The following is a 20503-nucleotide window of genomic DNA, read 5'->3' as shown; positions in this document are numbered from 1 at the left end:
CTTATCGTGTGATTTATCGTGGGTGGTTATGCATATATCCTCAAAAAAGCTATAATGAGATTAACCCAGATTGGAGGCGATGGATGAGTATGGATCAAAATGAAAAACCAGTATGGGCAACCGAATTCATATTGGATTTAGAAAAAAGGGGAAGAAGGGAGTCGACGGTCAAGCGTTACCAATATGACCTTGAAGATTACCTGGCATGGATCAGAGTGAACGAATATTCCTACGAAGATCCTGAAGTACTGAAAACTGATTTCATCCAAACTTATCTGAATTATTTGATGGAAGAACGTTCTTATTCGTTCCGTACCTTAAAACGCGTATATAGTGTCTTAAAGCAATATCATCAGTATTTGGTTTTGATGAAACGAATTCCCCACAATCCAGTCGCTTCGATTACATTGGACCGTCTCGTAGAGGATGCATTTACAGAAGATATGTTCATTACAGAGGATGAACGGCAAAGACTTATTGAAACAGTACCGACGGAAACAGGTCTAACCGAAAATCAACTGAAAGCGCACCCTTACCTCTCAAAACGAAACCTGGGAATTTTGACACTGTTATTGGACCATGGCCTCACACTCCATGAAGTAAGTGCGATTGAAATGAGGCACCTTTCCTTTATCCAGCATGAGCTTAAAATCGAACCTGGCGTGGCTGAGCCGGAGCGGGTCATCCAATTGACCAAGGAGCAAAGTGAGATGCTCTATCATTATTATGAGTCGATACCTGCTGCAGTCAGACCCGCGCAATATAGTGCTGACCCCTTTTTTGTCGCATTTGATTTCAAAAGATTGACGTATAGATGGAACTATGAGGAGAATCGTCCGAAAAGACTGACAGAAATCGCGATTCAGAAGATGATTCGTCAGGAAGTGAAACGAGCTGGTCTAAGAAAAGGAATTTCAAGTCAACATTTCAGAAGAACCGCCATTTATGAGGGACTTAAAGCAAATCATGATATTCAGGATGTCCAATATCGATTCGGGTTGAAGACACCTCTTACACTGAAACGCTATCTCGCTTACCTGGAAAAGGATCGTATTTCGACAAGCTGACAAAAGAAATGCAACCAAAAAAGGATTGACCTGTGGTCAACCCTTTTTATTTGATAACAAGGCAGTATGTCATACCTTGAATAGAATCAACTATTTGGATTTTCAGAAGAGAACTCAACCGCTCGTTGAGGCGTGAAGGTTGAAATCGCATGCTTGTAAATCAATTGTTGTTTACCATCAGACTCTAAAACCACAGTGAAATTATCAAACCCTTTAACCAACCCTTTAAGTTGGAAACCATTCAATAAATAAACCGTTACGTAGACATTCTCTTTTCTTAAGGTGTTTAAGAATTGATCTTGAATATTAATGGATTGCTTCATGTGTATAGGCCTCCTAAATAAACGTTCATAACATTAATTCGATTCAAGACGTAGCTTTCCTGCCACAAAAGCCAAAATAGATGGAATTTTTTCATTAATGGCTCCACCTGTCACATCAAACCATTCCACGTCCATTTGGTGGCGGAACCAGGTTAGCTGCCTTTTTGCATATCTTCTTGAATTTCTTTTCAATTTGATGATCGCTTCTTCTAAGGTACACATTCCCTCGAAATAACTGTATAACTCTTTATACCCGATCGCCTGAACAGCCTGTGTTCCTCTTACTCCGGCTTCATACAAAGTTTTCACTTCATCCAAAAGCCCTTCCTCAATCATCAGATCCACTCTACGGTTGATTCGATCATATAGCTCATCACGGTCCATCGTTAAACCGATGGTGATCAAATTGTAGGGTGACTCTCTCTCCTGGTCATTTTCTTCTTGATCGAGGTATCCTTGTGTGTGGTAAATCTCGAGTGCTCGGATGACGCGACGTACATTATTCGGATGTATTTCTGATGCCCTCTTTTGGTCGATCGCCTTCAATTTGTCATGAAGGGCTTCAGAACCGTACTCAGAAACGAATGTTTCCAGCTCTTTTCGGTAATCAGGATCGGCAGAAGCTTCCGTAAACGTATAATCATGAGTGACAGCACGTATGTACAAGCCTGTCCCACCGACCATAACGGGAAGGCTGCCTTTCTGATGGATTTCTGCTATCTTTTGCTGGGCATCCTCTTGAAATTCAGCGGCTGAATAATCTTCCATCGGATCTTTGATATCAAAGAGATGATGAGGAATGCCTTCTTTTTCGCTTTCCTTGATCTTTGCGGTCCCAATGTCTAATCCTGTGTACACCTGCATCGAGTCACTGTTGATGACCTCACCCTTGAATGCTTTTGCAATTTCGACACTTGTTCTGGTTTTGCCGACGGCTGTTGGTCCGACGATTACAACTAGTGCTGGCTTCATTCCATACCTCCAACTTACCTTCCCTTACATGACACGCTTAAACATTTTCTCCATCTCATAGGTCGTGAACTGAACGATGATTGGACGACCATGAGGACATGTAAATGGATCCTCTGCTTTCCTTAGCGTATGAAGCAACGATTCCATCTCGTCCTGCCGCAGATGACGATTTGCCTTAATTGAGCCCTTACACGACATCATGATCGCTGCATCTTCCCTAAGCTTCTTAATATCCGACTTCTTATCAGCCAACACTTGGTCAATGATTTCTTGAATGGTTTCTTGTTCTTCACCGTTTGGAAACCATTGTGGATGCGAACGGACGATGAAGGTGTTCCCACCAAATGGCTCTAGAAAGATTCCGATAGAGGCCAATTGTTCTTGATGTTCTCGGATGATCGATGCCTCCGTATGCGTGAATTCGAAAGTCAATGGTACAAGCAATTCTTGAACTTCATGCTCATACTGTCCTACCTTTTCCCTGTAGTATTCATATTTGATCCGTTCTTGCGCGGCATGCTGATCGATGATATACATCCCTTGTTCATTTTGCGCAATGATATATGTCCCGTGGACCTGGCCAACAGGATACATTGACGGAACACGGGATGTTTCTGCATCGTGAGGAACATCTTCTACTGCTGACCTGTCTTGTTCAGGTTCCACCTCTCGATTCTCTCGGGTATATACCGTTGTACTTTCTTTTGAAAATAGAGCGTGATCCTCTTCTGAAACGTCTTGGACCGCTTCCTCGGCTCTCTTCCAATCAACCGAAGAACGTATAGATTCATCCTTCAAAGCATCCTTATCGTTGTCTGATTGCTGAAAACGACTGATGATGTCCTGTCGTGATGTATCAAATTGAAATGTGGACTGTTCCGTTTTCGGTTTTGCGGTGAACGTTTTACTTGGCGCTTGTGGAATAAGTTCCGTATCCTTCAGGGCTTGCTTGATCCCTTCTTCAATTGCAGAAGATAATTCCTCTTCCTTACTGAATCTCGCCTCCAATTTTCCTGGGTGGACATTGACATCGACGAGAATCGGGTCGAGCTCGATAGAAAGAACGACGATCGGATGTCGACCGATTGGAAGTAACGTATGATATGCTCGTTCAATCGCTTTATAAATTTTAAAATTCCGGATGTAACGACCGTTAATGAACAGGGAAACATATTGGCGAGATGCACGGTTGATCTCTGGCTTTACAGCAAAGCCTTCAATTTTATAATCCAGTGTTTCATTTTTCACTTTCAGCATCTTTTTTGCAACAGACATTCCGTAGATTGCCGCAATGACTTGCAAGTGATCGCCACTACCAGGCGTCTTCAAGACTGTCTTACCGTTATGCTTAAGGTGGAAAGCGACTTTCGGATGCCCCATTGCCTGACGGTTGATCACATCGGTTATGTTTCCTAATTCAGTATGGACGGTTTTCAAATGCTTTAATCGCGCTGGCGTATTATGAAAAAGATGGGTGACCTCGATGGTCGTCCCTTTTCGACTATCCGTCTTCCGTTGATTGACGACCTTCCCGTAGTGTATGGAAAGCTGATTACCCGCATCCTTACCAGTCGACGTCTTCATTTCGACTTTCGAAACAGAAGCGATACTCGGCAAAGCCTCACCTCTGAATCCTAACGTCCGGATATGGAAAAGATCATTTTCATGCTTGATTTTACTCGTTGCATGCCGTTGGAACGCTGTCAGCAGGTCATCACTTTCAATTCCATCTCCATTATCAATGACCGTAATCCGTGATAATCCGCCCTCTTCCACTTCAATATCAATCCGAGTACTATTTGCATCAATTGCGTTTTCAACAAGTTCCTTCACAATGGATGCTGGCCGCTCAACGACTTCACCTGCCGCAATCTTATTCGACAGGAGTTCATCTAGTTGTTTGATTTTGCCCATTTGGAATCCTCCTGTTTCTCTTGCTTGATGGACAATTGCAATTCATACAGCGCATTCATCGCTTCAAGAGGTGTCATAGACAGAAGCTCCATTTTCTTCAGTTTTTCCAAAGCAGGGTGTGGTGCCGTGTTTTTATTTTCCTGCTTCTTCACATCTGACGGTTCAAAGAAGGATAACTGCCCTTCTGAATCTCTTTCCTTCGATTCAACCTTCTCAACAGGCCGCCCTTGCTTTTTCTCCGATTCGAAGTCTGCCAGCAGTTCATTCGCACGAGCAATGAGCTCTGTAGGAAGCTCTGCCAACTCTGCAACATGAATTCCGTAACTTCGATCCGCTTTTCCATCTTCAACACGGTGAAGGAAGACGACCTTCCCGTCCTCTTCGATCGCTTTGACATGGATGTTATGCAGACGTGAGAGCTTTTCTTCAAGAACTGTCAACTCATGATAATGGGTTGAAAACAGTGTCTTTGCACCGATATTGTCATGGATATATTCGATGATCGACTGTGCTAGCGACATCCCATCATACGTTGACGTTCCACGACCGATTTCATCCAGCAAGAGCAGGCTTCGTTCAGTCGCATGTGTCAGTGCATACTGCGTCTCCATCATTTCGACCATGAAAGTACTTTGGCCACCTGCCAGATCATCTGCCGCTCCAATCCGTGTGAAAATTTGATCAAAAATCGGAAGTGTCGCGTGTTCAGCAGGAACGTAGCAACCAATCTGCATGAGAATCGAGGCTAATGCAACCTGACGCATATACGTACTTTTACCAGCCATGTTCGGCCCTGTAATCAGTAAGACTCCTCGTTCATCATCCATATGAACATCGTTTGAAACATAATCTTGACGATTCATCATCTGTTCAACAACTGGATGACGCCCGCCTTCAATGCGAATACGACCTTCCTGGGATATGATCGGCTTACGATATTGACCGGATTCACTGACGACCGCAAACGCTTGGAGTACATCAATTTCACTGATTTGTTTAGCAAGTCTTTGTAATTGAGGAATGAACGACTTTACTTGCTCTCGAATTTGTAAAAAGAGCTCGTATTCAAGTTCAACCGATTTCTCTTCGGCTTGTAAAATGATATCTTCCTTCTCCTTCAATTCAGGTGTGATGAACCGTTCCGCATTTGCGAGTGTTTGCTTCCGCTCGTAACGTTCCTCGTCGACGAGGTGGAGGTTGCTTTTTGTCACTTCAATATAATATCCGAATACGCGATTGAACCGTATTTTCAGCGAACGGATCCCCGTCTTTTCACGTTCCGACTGCTCTAAAGATGCAATCCACGATTTCCCATTGACACTTGCATTCCTATATTCATCAAGTCCAGCATGGTAGCCATCCTTGATGATGTTCCCTTCCTTGATCGAGATCGGAGCGTCTTCATGAATGGAGGCTTCGAGGATCTCACAAAGATCGGTACACGGGTCCATCTCATTCGAACGTTGTTGGAGCCCGGCATGATCCATATCGAGCAGCTGATCCTTGATTGCAGGAACCTTTTGTAACGATCGCTTCAGTTGGATCAAGTCCCTTGCATTGACGTTCCCATAAGCCACTTTCCCCGCAAGACGTTCCAAATCATACACTTCAGTCAATTGTTCACGAATTTGTTCCCTGTTGAAGAACTGCTTCATGAAGCTTTCCACGATGGATAACCGTTCTTCAATCGCTTGCCGATCCAAGAGAGGCTGTTCGATCCATTGCTTCAACACTCTGCCACCCATTGCGGTAACAGTCTTGTCCAACAGCCAAAGAAGCGAACCTTTCTTCTGTTTCTGCCGCAAGGTCTCCACTAACTCGAGGTTCCGTTTCGAATTCGGATCGATCTTCATATACGCCGTTGCTTCGACTGTTTCGAATTTCTGTAAATGTTCGAGGGAACGCTTTTGTGTCCGGACTAGATAAGAAATGAGCTGATTACCGGTATCTTTAAGCGCATGACTGCTTAAATCTTCTGTAATCGTATGTAGATCTTCCGGTATGACAGGCTCCCCTTCTTTGGAAACCGTAAATTGATAAAACTCTTCGAGCATCTTCACTTGTTCGTCATCCATATCCTTTGGCACGATGACTTCTTTCACCGCTAAAGACTGAAGCTCAAGACATACGGACTTTAAATCTTCAGGAATGATTTTCACCGTATTCTGTCCTGTGGAAATGTCGCAGATCGCCATTCCATATCCTTCATCTAATGGGGTAATGGATGCAATGTAATTGTTCGTTTTTTCATCGAGAAGCGTCCCTTCCATAACCGTCCCTGGTGTAATAACCTGGACGACATCCCGTTTCACAACACCTTTCGCTACTTTAGGGTCCTCTACCTGTTCACAAATGGCCACCTTAAAGCCTTTTTCGATCAGCTGACCGATATAATTTTGTGAGGAGTGGTGTGGTACCCCGCACATCGGAATGCGGTTCCCTTTCCCTCCGTCTCTACTTGTCAATGTTATTTCAAGCTCTTGAGATGCCCTTAAAGCATCCTCAAAGAACAATTCATAAAAATCGCCTAAACGAAAAAATAAAAAGGCATCTTCATAGTCTGCCTTAATCGATAAATATTGCTGGATCATTGGAGTATACTCAGCCATGTCAGTCCTCCGTCTTACTTATATTCTTCACCTCATTATAGCATATCTCGACAATACGATGAGAGAGTTGAATCGTACTTTCACTGCCCTCTTTTTTCTCTTTTTCTGGAAACCTTTGCAGGTCTTGATACGTAAACACATCAGGAGGAGATTGTCTATGTCATTGTTACAGGTCGATATTCAACGTGCAGGGTATAGCAGTGATGCCATATTGAAGGACGTGTGCTTTTCGTTGAAAACTGGAGAGCTTGTAGGGCTTATAGGAGCGAATGGCGCTGGTAAAAGTACAACCATAAAGTCCATACTCGGCATTATCAATCTATTGAACGGCAAGATATCAATAAAGGATCATCATACATATGCTTACGTTCCTGAACAACCGATGTTTTATGATGAACTGACTCTTCAGGAGCATATCGATTTTACCGCTTCTGTAATGTCGATTCGTGATGAAGATTTAAGCCGTCGAACGGAACATCTGTTGCGTGTTTTCAAACTTGAAAGTGTCGTCCATGACTTGCCGAATACATTTTCGAAAGGAATGCAGCAAAAGGGAATGCTTTTGCTCGCCTTTCTGATACAGCCTGACCTTTACATAGTAGATGAACCATTTATTGGTTTAGATCCAAATGCTACGAGGGATTTCATACGTTTCATTAATGATGAAAAAAAGCGGGGTGCAGGAATTCTTATGTCCACTCACGTTTTAGATACAGCGGAAAAATACTGTGATCGTTTTCTATTGATGAAAGAAGGAACGTTATTTGCAGATGGAACACTTTCCGACTTACAAATTAAAGCGAACCTTCCAGCAGGCTCTCTTTTTGATTGTTACAACATCTTATCGAGGGATGAATCAGATGACAGGCTTTAATTTATTTTTCAAGAGATTAAAGCAGGATTGGCATTTCCAATGGAAAGCAGTCAAAACGGTTATAGATTGGACGATCTGGGTTTATCTTATTATTCCAGCGGCAATCATCTTACTCGCAAGCTATCGATCATGGTGGATGGAAACACCTGAATGGCTGCTCGGGATTCCCCTGGAACTGACCTTCATTGTACTATATTTATTTTGTTGGATAGGTAGTCTTCGCACATTTCTCGAGGAAGCAGACCAATTATTTCTTTTACAAAATCGCCAATGTGTGTACGGTTTAAAAAAATCGTCACTTATTTATTCTGTCTTACTTCAGGTCTTAAAGCTTTTTCTTATTATGATGCTTTTCGCCCCACTACTCATCAATCATTATCAATTCAAGTGGAGTAGTGTAATTTTTATTTGGGTATTCATAAGTTCCGCACATCTCCTTATTCTCACTGTACGTATATGGATGGATCAGATTTCAAACATCCTCCTGAAAGGGACTGTTCACTTCGCGTTCTTTCTGTTTTTTGGTGGAATTATCGTAGTCGGAGGGATTGAGTTTGTCCAATCCGGTTTCTTACTATTAATCCTAATTACGAGTAGTTTTCAGATAATCATCATATTGCTTCTTCGACGATTCATCCAGCGCAAGGCACTCGAGCCATATTTCATTAAGTTGGATCGGAAACAGAAACTGAAACACGTCAAAATGATTTTAACGGTTACAGAGTTTGTTCCAAAAGAGACGACCTTCAATCGCAAGCGACCGTTACTCTTCCGCCATTCAGAACGTCTATTTCAAAACAGATCAGCTGAAAATGGCGTCAGTGAATTGTTCATAAAGACGTTCATTCGCAATCAATCGAACGTCTTAAGCTATCTTCAAATCATTGGTATGACAACTGGTGCGTTATTTGTCATCCCCCCTATATGGATCAAGGCACTGATTTATATTGCATTTGTTTTGTTTTTGGCAAAATGGTTGGATTCCGTATGGATGATTACAATTTCAAAACCTTTCTTCAAATCGATCGCTCGTAGAGATGACGCAACCTATAGGGCGAAAATTAAGGTGACGAAGTTATTTCTTTTCCCAGCATATGGTTTCGTCGGACTATTCCTTATCATTACCAGTTTGATAAGGTACTTGTTAACGTAAATTAAGCGTTCGAACATAAAAAAACAAGGAAGAAGTGTTCTTCCTCCTTGTTTGACTACTCTTCCAAATCACCTAATAAAAAGTTCGGATCGAGGTCTTCGAAATCTTCTCCGTCGACTTCGTCTTCCCAGCTTTCATCTTCAAACTCTTCGATGACGCCGTCTTGGTTCACCTGCACCCATACTTTTGTTTCCCCGATTACTTCAGCTATGAATTCACGTTCCACCTGAACAAGAATCTTGTTCCCATTCGGTGAGATGGTTGCTTCTAATGTATTTGGCTCCTGAATCGCCCTTGCATTCACCTCAAGGTGTTTGCCAAGGGAATGCTCATCTCTCTTTGTCAGGTTACACGAATCTTTATAACGGATAGTCTCCGTGACGACCTCTGTTTTCGTATTGTTATTGTAGGAGTACCAAACATTAATATCATAGCTGCCTTCTACGTCTACCGAATTACCGTTCTCCACAGGTTTATAATTGTGGTTGATGATCCAACAGCCGAGGATACTCGACGGTTTATGAGCAGGTGTAACTGTATGGGTGGCCTGTGAAAACTTTCGACCTTTGCCGCAAACCGCTTTCGTTATGATTTCTCTGAAGCTGTTATCGTTTTTGGCCATGTGACTAAATCCCTCCTCTTCCAATCTTCAATTCATCCTATGCAGGGCGAATGACTAGTGTGCTTAAAATTTTTATTAACTCGTTCATAATGTCCCGTTAGTTCAGTCTATGAGATTTTCATGGAATTTATGGTATCTTTTTTTCCTTTTTGTAAGGGATTGTTTTAGTACGGTATGTGAAATTTAAACTCCAGGATAATGACGTTCTGAATGATGATTTGTAGGTTGATATGTACTATGTAGAAAATATGGAAAACGGTAAAAAAAGGGGCTGACTCATAAGGACGTTATTTCGTCCCTAAGTCAGCCCTTTTTCTATCCTTCATGTCTGCATTTCTCCAATATGGCGGACAGAATCGCTCTTTTTTATCATGTTGTCATCCTTTTTCAATTTCAACCTTAGACGATTTAAGGTGACTTTAATAGAAGAAAGAGGCTAACCTAATTTCAGGTCAACCTCTTTTCGTATTAGAAACGTTTATGTTTCAGAGCTGAACCAGTCATGCCTTTTAACTGGTCCCCTTCTGTATCTCGAACGATTTCATTCGTCACTGTGTTGGAAATGGTCGATGTAACAAGCTGCAACAAATCGTTCACATCCGTTTGGGATTGTTTGAATTCCTGAACGATCGGGATGGAATCCACTTCTTTATGAAGGGCATCCAGCTTTTCTTCCACCTTCTTCAAAGCTTCATGCTTTTGATAATGTTGAAGATTGACAGCCTCTTGTTGGTACATTTTAATCTTACTGATCAACTTGTGGACTTTGTCATTTTCATTGATTTTCTCTTCTGCACGCTTGAAGAAGTCGACTTCCTCTGTAGAAGAAATCATTTTTGCAAGTTCTTCCGCTTTTTCAATTACTTGCTCTCGAGTATATTCTGCCATTATTGATTCACCTCTACTGTTTGCATGAGCTCTCCGTTCAAGCTCCATGTTTTCGCTTCATTAATTTTCACATTTACGAGTTCCCCGATCAAGGACTTCGGTGCTCGGAAATGGACAACTTTATTTGTACGTGTGTGTCCAGTCAATACTTCGGAATTTTTCTTACTTACTCCTTCGACTAGGACTTCTACGACTTCGCCTTCCAAAGCTTTGTTTTTCTTTAGGAAAATTTCATTCATCACATCATTCAATCGTTGAAGACGCTCTTTTTTCACTTCCATCGGCACATTATCTTTCATTTTAGCAGCAGGTGTACCGTCTCTTGGTGAATAGATGAACGTGAACGCCATGTCATATTCGACTTCTTTGACCAAGGACAACGTCTCTTCAAATTGTTCATCCGTCTCATTCGGGAAGCCGACAATAATATCCGTCGTAAAGACCGCGTTCGGTATTTTCGCCTTGATTTTATCAACAAGATTCAAATAATGCTCACGTGAATATTTACGCGCCATCAGCTTCAAGACTTCGGAACTACCATGCTGGACCGGGAGATGGATATGCTCGACAAGGTTTCCGCCTTTTGCTAAAACATCGATGAGATGATCATCAAAGTCACGCGGGTGGCTCGTCGTAAATCGTACTCGAGGGATATCGATCTTACGGATTTCATCCATTAGATCACCGAGGCCGTATTCCATGTCTTCGAAATCCTTACCGTATGCGTTGACATTCTGCCCGAGCAACGTAATCTCTTTATACCCGTTCCGAGCGAGATGCCTTACCTCTTCAATAATGTCTTCCGGTCTGCGGCTTCGCTCTTTTCCTCTCGTATAAGGAACGATGCAGTACGTACAGAACTTATCGCAGCCATACATGATGTTGACCCATCCCTTGATGTTCCCTTTACGGACACGAGGGAGGTTCTCGACGATATCGCCTTCTTTCGACCATACCTCTACAACCATCTCTTTATTGAAGATGGCACCCTTGATCAACTGAGGCAGACGATGGATATTATGTGTGCCGAATATCAGATCGATATGCTGATGTTTCTGGAGAATTTTATTGACGACCGATTCCTCCTGGGACATGCAGCCACATACACCAAGAATCAATTCTGGTCTTTCAACCTTCAAGGATTTCAGGTGGCCAATTTCACCGAACACTTTGTTTTCAGCGTTTTCGCGAATCGCACACGTATTAAGCAGGATGATATCTGCTTCATTCGTGTCTGTCGTCGTTTCGAAACCCATATCCGTTAATATTCCAGCCATGACCTCTGTATCATGTTCATTCATCTGACAGCCGTATGTACGGATCATGAATTTTTTCCCGACACCGAGATTCTTCATATCCTCATCAATCGTAAAATCTTTATGGACGAGCACCTTCTCTTTTCCCCGACGTTTTGCATCTTTTAATGAAGGGGGTTGATAGGTTGTCTGAAAGTATTTGGAGTAGTCTTTTTCTTCTGTTTTCAAACTGGTTCACTCCTTACTGCTCTACTGACTCTATACGTTCATACACGAAATACCGATCATCTTTTCCATTACGCTTTAAATGAATACATATAACTCATTTATTATAACAAATCCCGTGTAGATTGACCATATTGCGGTACATCTTGACTATATTCTGAAGATTTAAAGCTTGAAGATGCCCTTTTGAGATTTTATCTACCAAAAATCAAGAATGATCTACGAGAATTAGGAATTATCTACGAAAAGGATAATTTATCTACAAAAATGAGCGAACATCTACAAAAATGAGAAATGATCTACAAAAAGAAAAAGAGAAGGCATTCGCCTCCTCTTGAATGTATTTATTTAATGATGTTGAGTTCCTTACCAGCTTTTTCGAACGCGTCAAGTGCTTCTTGAAGCTCTTCCTTCGAATGTTGTGCGGTCACGATCGTACGGACACGAGCTGCACCTTTCGCGACTGTCGGGAATCCGATCCCTTGTGCGAAAACGCCATAATCGAACAGCTTGTCCGATAGCTTATGAGCAAGAGCAGCATCTCCGACAATGACAGGTGTAATCGGCGTTTCACTCTTACCTGTATCAAAGCCGAGGTTTCGTAGTCCATCCTTCAAGAACTTAGCATTATCCCATAGTTTATCGATCAATTCAGGCTCCTCGAGAAGGACATCAATCGCTGCAGAGCATGCCGCTGTGACAGCTGGAGGATGGGATGTACTGAATAGGAACGGACGTCCTTTATGGATTAGATAATCCCTCAACGCTTGTGTACTTGCGACATATCCACCAAGAACTCCGATCGCCTTACTCAAAGTACCAACTTGGATATGCACACGGCCGTTTAGGTCGAAATGGTCGACAGAACCACGTCCGTTGCGTCCAAGTACACCACTCGAATGGGCATCGTCTACCATGAGAATAGCATCGTACTTTTCACATAGTTCTACGATTTCAGGTAATGGTGCGATATTTCCGTCCATTGAGAATACGCCATCCGTTACGACGAGGCGCACGCGATAATCTGAGGATTCCTTCAATGCTCTCTCAAGGTCTTCTACATCAACGTGCTTATAGATTTTTCGAGCTGCTTTCGTCAAACGGATCCCATCAATGATTGAAGCGTGGTTCAATTCATCAGAGATGACGACATCTTCTTTCGTAAGGATGGAGGAAAGCACTCCCTGGTTTGTAGTAAAACCAGATTGGAAAACCAGTGAAGCTTCAGTATGCTTGAATTCAGCCAGCTTTTGCTCGAACTCTTCATGCATGCTGAGTGTACCAGCAATGGTACGGACTGAGCCTGTTCCGACACCGTATTTTTCAACTGCATCAAGGGCTGCTTGTTTCATTCGTGGATGGTCTGTCAAGCCGAGATAGTTGTTGGATGAAAGTTGGATGACTTCCTTTCCTTTAATTACGACTTTAGAGCCTTGTTCCGTTTCTAAAGGAATCAGTTCACGGAACACACCTTCAGATTTCATCTCATCTAATTCGTTTTGTAAATACTCAAAACCTTTCACAATCCATTCCTCCTATCAAGTTTGAATTCATTTTATTCAATTGGAATTTCATAAAACGAAAATTAAGGTTTAAGGACGACTTTTCCGCATTTTCCTTCGAGCATGAGATCAAAGCCTTTCTCGAAGTCTTCAAGTGGTAATTCATGCGTGATCATTTTCTGGACATCGACTTGACCGGATTCGAGCAATCCAGCAACCTGACGCCACGTTTCAAACATTCTTCGTCCAGTGATCCCTTGTACAGTAATCCCTTTGAACACGATGTCATTCGTAATATCCACTTCAACAGGTCTTACCGGTAGACTCAGAATCGACATACGGCCTCCGTTCGTCAACATCTTGAATCCTTGGTCGATGGCGACCGGATGGCCAGACATTTCACAAACAACCTCTACGCCATTGCCATCCGTCAGATCCATTGCAATTTGTACGGGATCTTGTTCTTTAGAGTTGACGATCGTCGTAGCACCCATTTCTTTAGCAAGGTCCAGACGATAGTCATTGAGATCATAGGCAATGACCTTGGAAGCACCAGCCGCTTTTGCAACACCGACAGCCATCAATCCAATCGGTCCACAACCGATGATTGAAACGGTCTTTCCAGCTATATCACCAGCAAGTACCGTGTGGACTGCATTCCCCATCGGTTCCTGTACAGAGCCGACAGACATCGGCATTTCAGCATCATTAACCCAGAGGTTTTTAGCTGGAAGAGCAACGTATTCCGCAAAGCACCCGTCGATATCGACACCGATGATCTGCGTATTACGGCAAATGTGTGCATTCCCTGTCAGGCATTGCGGGCACTCGCCACATACGATATGCGTTTCTGCTGAAACAGAATCCCCGATTTTCACATTGGTAACGTTTTCACCAATTTCCACAACTTCACCAGCAAATTCATGACCGAACACATAAGGTGGATTCACTCGGCTTGCGGACCATTCGTCCCAAGCATAAATATGTACATCAGTTCCACAAATCGACGTTGCTTTTACCTTGATCAAAACTTCGTCTTCGTTTATTTGAGGGATGTCCACCATCTCGAGTCGTGCACCTTTATCACGATGGTGTTTTACAATCGCTTTCATTTTTCCTTTCAAGATGAACACTCCTTTAAAGTTCACAATAAGTTACCCTTAAAAATTGTATCATGACAATATTCAAGAGTAAAGTTGTGTCCTCCTGACATGTACACATGCGCATACATGCTGGATGTGTACCTCATTTCATTTTTTGCTTACCTTCTTAAACTATACCTGAAAACAAGGACAATTCAAAATAAGACAGCCAGTAGCTTGCCGGGTGCGATTTCGTTATTTCTCCGTTTTCGGGGTGCGAAAGCAGGGGCAATCCCCGAAAAACAAAAAACCTCATCCTTTCAGATGAGGTTTTCAGCTTCAAGTTGTTTACATGAACTCTGAAATCAGTTCTTCAAATTGCTTTTCATCAATAGAGAGATCCGCTTTGGATAGTGCAGTGTCACTATAACCATGAGCAAGTTCTTGATAGGACTTTTTATTCTTATCTTGATAGATCAATCCCTTGACCAGCCCGTTGTTTTCCATCAAAGTCTGCATGGCAACCATGCGGTTATGTGCATCATAGTTTTCAATGTCGGATAGACTTACAAGGTTTTCCTTGAACCAGTCATACGTATTGACCTTGTTGTAAGTGACACAAGGACTGAATACGTTGATGAGTGAGAATCCTTTATGTTGGATCCCTTGCTCAATCAAGGATGTCAATTCTTTCAGGTCACTCGAGAAGCTTTGTGCCACAAACGTAGCTCCAGCCGTCAAAGCAGTTTCCATGATCGAGATCGATGATTCAACTGAACCTTCCGGCGTACTCTTCGTTTTGAATCCGAAATCAGAACGTGGCGACGTCTGCCCTTTCGTCAATCCGTAGATCTGGTTGTCCATGACGATGTATGTGATATCGATGTTACGACGGATTGCATGAATCGTATGCCCCATTCCAATTGCGAATCCGTCCCCATCACCACCAGATGCGATGACAGTCAGGTCACGGTTCGCCATCTTCACACCTTGAGCAATCGGAAGCGAACGTCCGTGAATACCATGGAACCCGTATGAGTTGATATAACCAGAAATACGCCCGGAGCATCCAATTCCTGAAACGACAGCCAAGTCTTCTGGCTCAAGACCGATATTCGCAGATGCACGTTGAATCGCAGCTTGCACTGAGAAATCTCCGCAGCCTGGGCACCAGTTCGGCTTTACTTGGTTACGAAAATCTTTAAATGTTGCCATCTTATAACAGCTCCTTGCATTTTGCGTATATTTCTGAAGGCAAGAATGGGTTGCCGTTGTATTTCAATACATTATGGATCTTCTCAAGGTTACCGAGGTTCATCTTCATAATGCTTGCCAGTTGTCCAGTCGAGTTGTTTTCGACGACAACAACCTTCTTAGCGGAATCGACAAGCTCTTTCATCTCATCAGTCGGGAACGGATGAATCAAACGGATATGAGCATGGTTCACTTTGAAGCCGTCCTCTTCAAGACGTGGAATCATCTCTTCGATCGCACCTCTTGTCGAGTTAAAACCGACGACTAATAGATCCGCATCGTCATGCTTCGTATTCTTATAGACCGGCGTCTTGAACTTCAGGTTGGACAACTTACGATTTCGTTTATCCATCTGTGCCTGACGGTTTGCAGATACTTCAGAAGGCTTACCTGTCTGATCGTGTTCAACACCTGTCACATGGTAGATACCATTCTTAGCACCCGGCAATACTCGTGGTGAAATGCCGTCTTCCGTCACTTCATATCGCTTGAAATATTCTTTCGCTTCCAGCTCAGGAAGTTCCTCTGATTGGAGTTTACCTCGGCGGATTTCCGTCTTGCTGTAATCCAATGGCTGTACAGTTTGCTTTCCAAGAGAAAGCTGAAGATCAGATAACAGGATGACCGGACATTGGTATTCTTCTGCAATGTTCAGTGCTTCTACTGCATCATAGAATGCTTCTTCTGCCGTACTCGGTGCCATGACGACCTTCGGAATTTCACCATGAGTTCCGTAGATCATCGCCATCAAATCAGATTGCTCCTGCTTCGTCGGAAGACCTGTCGATGGTCCACCTCGCTGGGTGTCAACGACGACCAATGGTGTTTCGGTAATGCCTGAAAGTCCAATTGCTTCCATCATCAACGATAGACCAGGTCCAGCTGAAGCTGTGATCGTTCGTACACCAGCATAGTTTGCACCGATCGCCATCGTTGCTGCAGCGATTTCATCTTCCGTTTGAATGACGGTACCGCCATACTTTGGAAGGTGTTTGATCATATACTCCATGATCTCGGATGCAGGAGTGATCGGGTATGCAGACATGAAACGGACGCCACCAACAAGGAATCCTAGGGAGATTGCGTCGTTCCCGATCATGAACATGCGTTTTTTACCGTCAGCTTTTTCAAGCTGGAGACGCTCGATCGGACCGCCCGCTTGTTCATTGAAATATTCTGCACCTTGTTTCAGTGCCTCCATGTTCTTTTCAACGACCTTTTCACCTTTACGGCCGTATACTTCCTGCACGATTTCACGATATTCTTCGGTCGATTGACCTAAGATTGCACTCGTAGCACCGATTGCAACCATGTTCTTCATTAATGAAGTTCCTAATTCGTTTGCGATCTCAGTAAATGGCACCGCATACAACTTGGCTTTACAGTCATCTGGAGCTGTTGGATTAAATTTGGAGTCTGCGATGATTATGCCTTCGTTGTGTAATTCGTGGTAGTTTACATCAATTGTTTCCTGATCGAATGCAACCAAAATATCAAGGTCATCTGAAACTGCACCAATTTCCTTAGTGGAAACACGGATTTTGTTGTTCGTATGACCACCTTTGATACGAGAAGAAAAGTGGCGGTAAGTATAGAGGTAATAACCTAAACGGTTTTGAGCAAGTGAAAATACCTCACCTGTACTATCAATTCCTTCACCCTGTTGTCCGCCAACTTTCCATGAAAGTTGATCTACCATTTAAAACTCCACCCCTTCTTATGTTCCAATCCTATTTCAAATCATCATAATGTAACGTTCTTGCAACCAAATCGTGGAATATGTAAAAACCCTCTAAAATTTGGGAAGAAAAATGGTTTATAACGTTTACAATAATAGACCTAACATTATAAAAATGCAAGTATTCTAGTGAAAATTCTTCCATCAATCGGACTATTCCAAATATACTAAAAACAGACCCGATCATAAAAATTATTAAAGCAAAAACCTTTGACCTGCTCTTCGGAATAATGCTTCAGCAATTCATTGACAAGCCGCTCATAGCCAAAGTAGCGATCAAGGCCTATTACCGTTTCAGAAATACCATCAAAATCCGATCCGAACCCAATGTTCTTCACACCGCCTAACGCTGCGACGTAATCGATATGTTTGAGGATTTCAGGAATATGGACAGGTGAATGATCACTTAAGAAATAAGGTACGAAGGTGATCCCCATTACAGCATCCTTGTTGATGATCGCTTTGATTTGCTGATCATTCAAATTTCTCGGATGATCACATAACGCTTGTACATTGGAATGCGAGGCAATGACTGCGTCTGTCAGCTCCATTACGTCCCAAAATCCTGCTTCCGTCAAATGTGAAACATCCGTCCAAACATTTTCGCTGTCCAGTAACATAACCGCTTCTTTCCCCAGGTTTGAAAGGCCTCCTTGTCGATCTTCAAGAACACCGTCTGCAAGGTCATTTGCATAATTCCATGTCAACCCGACAGAACGGATCCCCAATCGAATCAACGTTTTCAAGCGTACAAGATCGTTTGCAACTGGACCACACCCTTCCAGTGTCAACATGACGCCGATTTCATGATCAGCCAAGTTGGCGATGTCTTCTTTTGTGAAGACAGCTTTTATTTCAGGGTACGGCCTGACGATTTTTTCATAAAAGATGTCGATCATATCAAGCGCTGCTTGGAATCGAGCATCCCCAATACTATCATCTGGCACGAATACAGCAAAGCATTGCACCTTCGCTCCTGCTTTTTTCAAACCCTGATAGGAAACTTGGAGCTCACCTGAGCTTCTGAACGTAAGGCTCGGGTCCCGCCACAGTTTCAAAAGTGCATCACAATGGGCATCGAATATTCTCATGTCAGCTTACGACCTCCTGAAAAAGCAATCCTAATATGCAAAAGACTGCGCCGGATTACTAGTATAGGTAACATTAATTGCTGTTAAACTCTGAAAATACAAATTTCATTCCCCACTCAATGTTTTCTACATTGTCCATGGAAAATCCTTGAGGAACCAGGAGAAGAACGGATAAATTCGTTCAGAAATTAAAAAAACTTGGTCCTATGGGGTTCGGCCAAGTTTCTTTCCCTTATCCTTGCTCCTTTTTCAGGGCGCAAAAAGAGGATGACCAAGCTGTCCAGACAGACAGCACCGTGTCATCCTCATCAGGATCTTATCGAGGTTCTACAATCAATTTGATTGCAGTTCTTTCTTCTCCTTCAATCATGATATCTGTAAATGCAGGGATACAAATGAGGTCAACTCCACTGGGTGCAACAAATCCTCGTGCAATTGCTACTGCTTTCACGGCTTGGTTCAGGGCACCAGCGCCAATCGCCTGAATTTCGGCAGCCCCTCGTTCACGGAGGACTCCAGCTAGTGCGCCAGCTACAGAATTTGGATTGGACTTTGCTGAAACTTTTAATATTTCCATGATTTGTACCTCCTTATTGATATCCTACCACTTTTACTATATTCACGATATGAGCTTGTATTCCTCCTAAGTTACTATTTTGTAAAGAAAACTAGGCAAAGGCAAGTTGTAACGCAGGCTGAGCCTTAGTTTCACTTATACTGTGAACCTAGCCTTTTCCACAACGTCGAGAACCTCCATATGCTGAAAAGGCATCCAACACACGTGTAAAGAAATCTAGGTGAAGCCGAACGTTGTGAAGGCTGAACCGTAGATGCCCTTATACTGTGAACCTAGCCTTTTCCACAACGTCGAGAACCTTCATATGCTGAAAAGGCATCCAACACACGTGTAAAGAAATCTAGGCAAAACAGTGTGGAAACGCAGGAGTGATCCTTAGTTCCTCGGACTCTCCACAGGTTGAAAAGAGTTAGAACATTTGAATACAAGCCCAAAAAAACCTGCCTGGAGCCAAGACATGGTCAACACATGTATGATTGGCTTACTCTTGACTTCCTCGTACAAAATGGCCCTAATCAATGAAAGGATGATCTTCATTGATCTGGATTGTTTTAATCGATTTAGCTCGACCGGTCTCTTTATGTAAATCGATTACGACTCCACTTAACTGTTCCCGACCTTTTTCGACTTCAAACCTGACGGGTAGATTTGTCAGGAACTTTTTGAGTACAGCTTCACGACTCATTCCGAGGATCCCGTCATACGGACCTGTCATGCCGACATCGGAAATATAGGCCGTCCCACCAGGTAAAATACGGTTATCTGATGTCTGCACATGTGTATGTGTCCCGACCACTGCCGAAACCCTGCCATCGAGATACCATCCCATCGCCTGCTTTTCACTCGTAGCTTCCGCATGAAAATCCACAAAGATATGAGGTGTACGTTTGCTCACTTCTGAAATGATTTCATCTGCTTTTTGAAACGGACAATCCAACGGCGGCATGAATGTCCTGCCTTGTAAGTTGATGATGGCTACTTCAATATCGTTGATTTTTACGAACGTATAGCCTTGTCCAGGTGTTCCTTCAGGAAAGTTAGCAGGGCGGACCATCTGAGGTACATCATCTATAAACTCGAAGATTTCCTTGTTGTCCCATGTATGATTCCCCATTGTTATCGCCTGCGCACCCCACTGTTTCAAATTTTTCGTGATTTTCTCCGTAATACCGCGACCGTGCGCTGCATTTTCGCCATTCACGATTGTGAGTGTCGGCTGATATTTAGACTTCAGTTTTTGCAAGTAATTTTCAATCATGGAACGTCCAGGCGAACCTACAACGTCCCCTACAAATAAAATTCTCATGATATGACTCCTTCTATGTAGTAATGAATGCTTCCTTTACTATGCCATTT

17 protein-coding genes are annotated in these 20503 nt (G+C 42.9%); 3 read left to right on the top strand and 14 right to left on the bottom strand.

The features are described from left to right. The first annotated feature begins 83 nt into the window (after positions 1-83). Positions 84-1067, top strand: a complete 984-nt coding sequence (locus V1497_RS08735; protein WP_349410585.1) for a tyrosine-type recombinase/integrase — start codon at positions 84-86, stop codon at positions 1065-1067. 86 nt (positions 1068-1153) lie between these two features. On the opposite strand, the gene hfq is transcribed toward V1497_RS08735, so the two are convergent. Genes hfq through mutS form a run of 4 tightly spaced genes read right to left on the bottom strand, consistent with a single transcriptional unit; the run spans position 1154 to position 6885 of the window. Next, positions 1154-1390: an RNA chaperone Hfq gene (gene hfq / locus V1497_RS08730; protein ID WP_349410584.1), complete on the bottom strand. Its 237-nt coding sequence runs from the start codon at positions 1388-1390 to the stop codon at positions 1154-1156. 33 nt (positions 1391-1423) lie between these two features. Next, positions 1424-2362, bottom strand: coding sequence for a tRNA (adenosine(37)-N6)-dimethylallyltransferase MiaA (gene miaA, locus V1497_RS08725; RefSeq protein ID WP_349410583.1), 939 nt, complete (start codon positions 2360-2362; stop codon positions 1424-1426). A 24-nt stretch (positions 2363-2386) separates the two neighbouring features. Then, positions 2387-4276, bottom strand: a complete 1890-nt coding sequence (mutL, locus tag V1497_RS08720; protein WP_349410582.1) for a DNA mismatch repair endonuclease MutL — start codon at positions 4274-4276, stop codon at positions 2387-2389. Continuing rightward, positions 4255-6885, bottom strand: a complete 2631-nt coding sequence (mutS, locus tag V1497_RS08715) for a DNA mismatch repair protein MutS (RefSeq protein ID WP_349410581.1) — start codon at positions 6883-6885, stop codon at positions 4255-4257. The genes mutL and mutS overlap by 22 nt, the downstream gene beginning before the upstream one ends. A gap of 157 nt (positions 6886-7042) precedes the next feature. Between mutS and V1497_RS08710 the strand changes: the two genes are divergently transcribed. Then, the gene (locus V1497_RS08710) at positions 7043-7759 is read left to right on the top strand and encodes an ABC transporter ATP-binding protein (RefSeq protein WP_349410580.1); all 717 of its coding nucleotides are present in this window, start codon (positions 7043-7045) and stop codon (positions 7757-7759) included. Then, a complete protein-coding gene (locus V1497_RS08705; protein ID WP_349410579.1) occupies positions 7710-8912 on the top strand; it encodes an ABC transporter permease in 1203 nt (400 codons plus the stop codon). Before V1497_RS08710 ends, V1497_RS08705 begins: the two co-directional genes overlap by 50 nt. 55 nt (positions 8913-8967) lie before the next feature. Here V1497_RS08705 and V1497_RS08700 read toward each other — a convergent pair whose 3' ends face one another. From V1497_RS08700 to V1497_RS08655, 10 genes are all read right to left on the bottom strand, one after another. Continuing rightward, positions 8968-9534 (bottom strand): outer spore coat protein CotE, encoded by a 567-nt coding sequence (locus V1497_RS08700; protein WP_349410578.1) that lies wholly within the window; start codon positions 9532-9534, stop codon positions 8968-8970. Between the two features lie 468 nt (positions 9535-10002). Next, complete coding sequence (locus tag V1497_RS08695; protein ID WP_349410577.1) at positions 10003-10422, bottom strand: RicAFT regulatory complex protein RicA family protein; 420 nt, start codon at positions 10420-10422, stop codon at positions 10003-10005. Continuing rightward, positions 10422-11906, bottom strand: coding sequence for a tRNA (N6-isopentenyl adenosine(37)-C2)-methylthiotransferase MiaB (gene miaB, locus V1497_RS08690; protein ID WP_349410576.1), 1485 nt, complete (start codon positions 11904-11906; stop codon positions 10422-10424). The genes V1497_RS08695 and miaB overlap by 1 nt, the downstream gene beginning before the upstream one ends. A 341-nt stretch (positions 11907-12247) precedes the next feature. Then, positions 12248-13426, bottom strand: a complete 1179-nt coding sequence (locus V1497_RS08685) for a glycine C-acetyltransferase (RefSeq protein ID WP_349410575.1) — start codon at positions 13424-13426, stop codon at positions 12248-12250. Between the two features lie 62 nt (positions 13427-13488). After that, positions 13489-14529 carry an L-threonine 3-dehydrogenase gene (tdh, locus tag V1497_RS08680; protein ID WP_349410574.1) on the bottom strand — a complete coding sequence of 347 codons (1041 nt, stop codon included), beginning with the start codon at positions 14527-14529 and terminating at the stop codon, positions 13489-13491. Between the two features lie 306 nt (positions 14530-14835). Then, positions 14836-15702, bottom strand: coding sequence for a 2-oxoacid:ferredoxin oxidoreductase subunit beta (locus V1497_RS08675; protein WP_349410573.1), 867 nt, complete (start codon positions 15700-15702; stop codon positions 14836-14838). A 1-nt stretch (position 15703) separates the two neighbouring features. Then, the gene (locus V1497_RS08670) at positions 15704-17440 is read right to left on the bottom strand and encodes a 2-oxoacid:acceptor oxidoreductase subunit alpha (RefSeq protein WP_349410572.1); all 1737 of its coding nucleotides are present in this window, start codon (positions 17438-17440) and stop codon (positions 15704-15706) included. 206 nt (positions 17441-17646) lie between these two features. Further along, positions 17647-18570: a dipeptidase gene (locus V1497_RS08665; RefSeq protein WP_349410571.1), complete on the bottom strand. Its 924-nt coding sequence runs from the start codon at positions 18568-18570 to the stop codon at positions 17647-17649. Between the two features lie 316 nt (positions 18571-18886). Further along, the gene (gene spoVS, locus V1497_RS08660; protein ID WP_041100119.1) at positions 18887-19147 is read right to left on the bottom strand and encodes a stage V sporulation protein SpoVS; all 261 of its coding nucleotides are present in this window, start codon (positions 19145-19147) and stop codon (positions 18887-18889) included. Between the two features lie 511 nt (positions 19148-19658). Continuing rightward, a complete protein-coding gene (locus V1497_RS08655) occupies positions 19659-20453 on the bottom strand; it encodes a TIGR00282 family metallophosphoesterase (protein WP_349410570.1) in 795 nt (264 codons plus the stop codon). Positions 20454-20503 lie beyond the last annotated feature (50 nt).

Source organism: Pseudalkalibacillus sp. SCS-8, from assembly GCF_040126055.1.
In the GTDB taxonomy this organism is placed as follows: domain Bacteria; phylum Bacillota; class Bacilli; order Bacillales; family Fictibacillaceae; genus Pseudalkalibacillus; species Pseudalkalibacillus nanhaiensis.
This window is presented reverse-complemented; position numbering and strand designations above follow the sequence as displayed.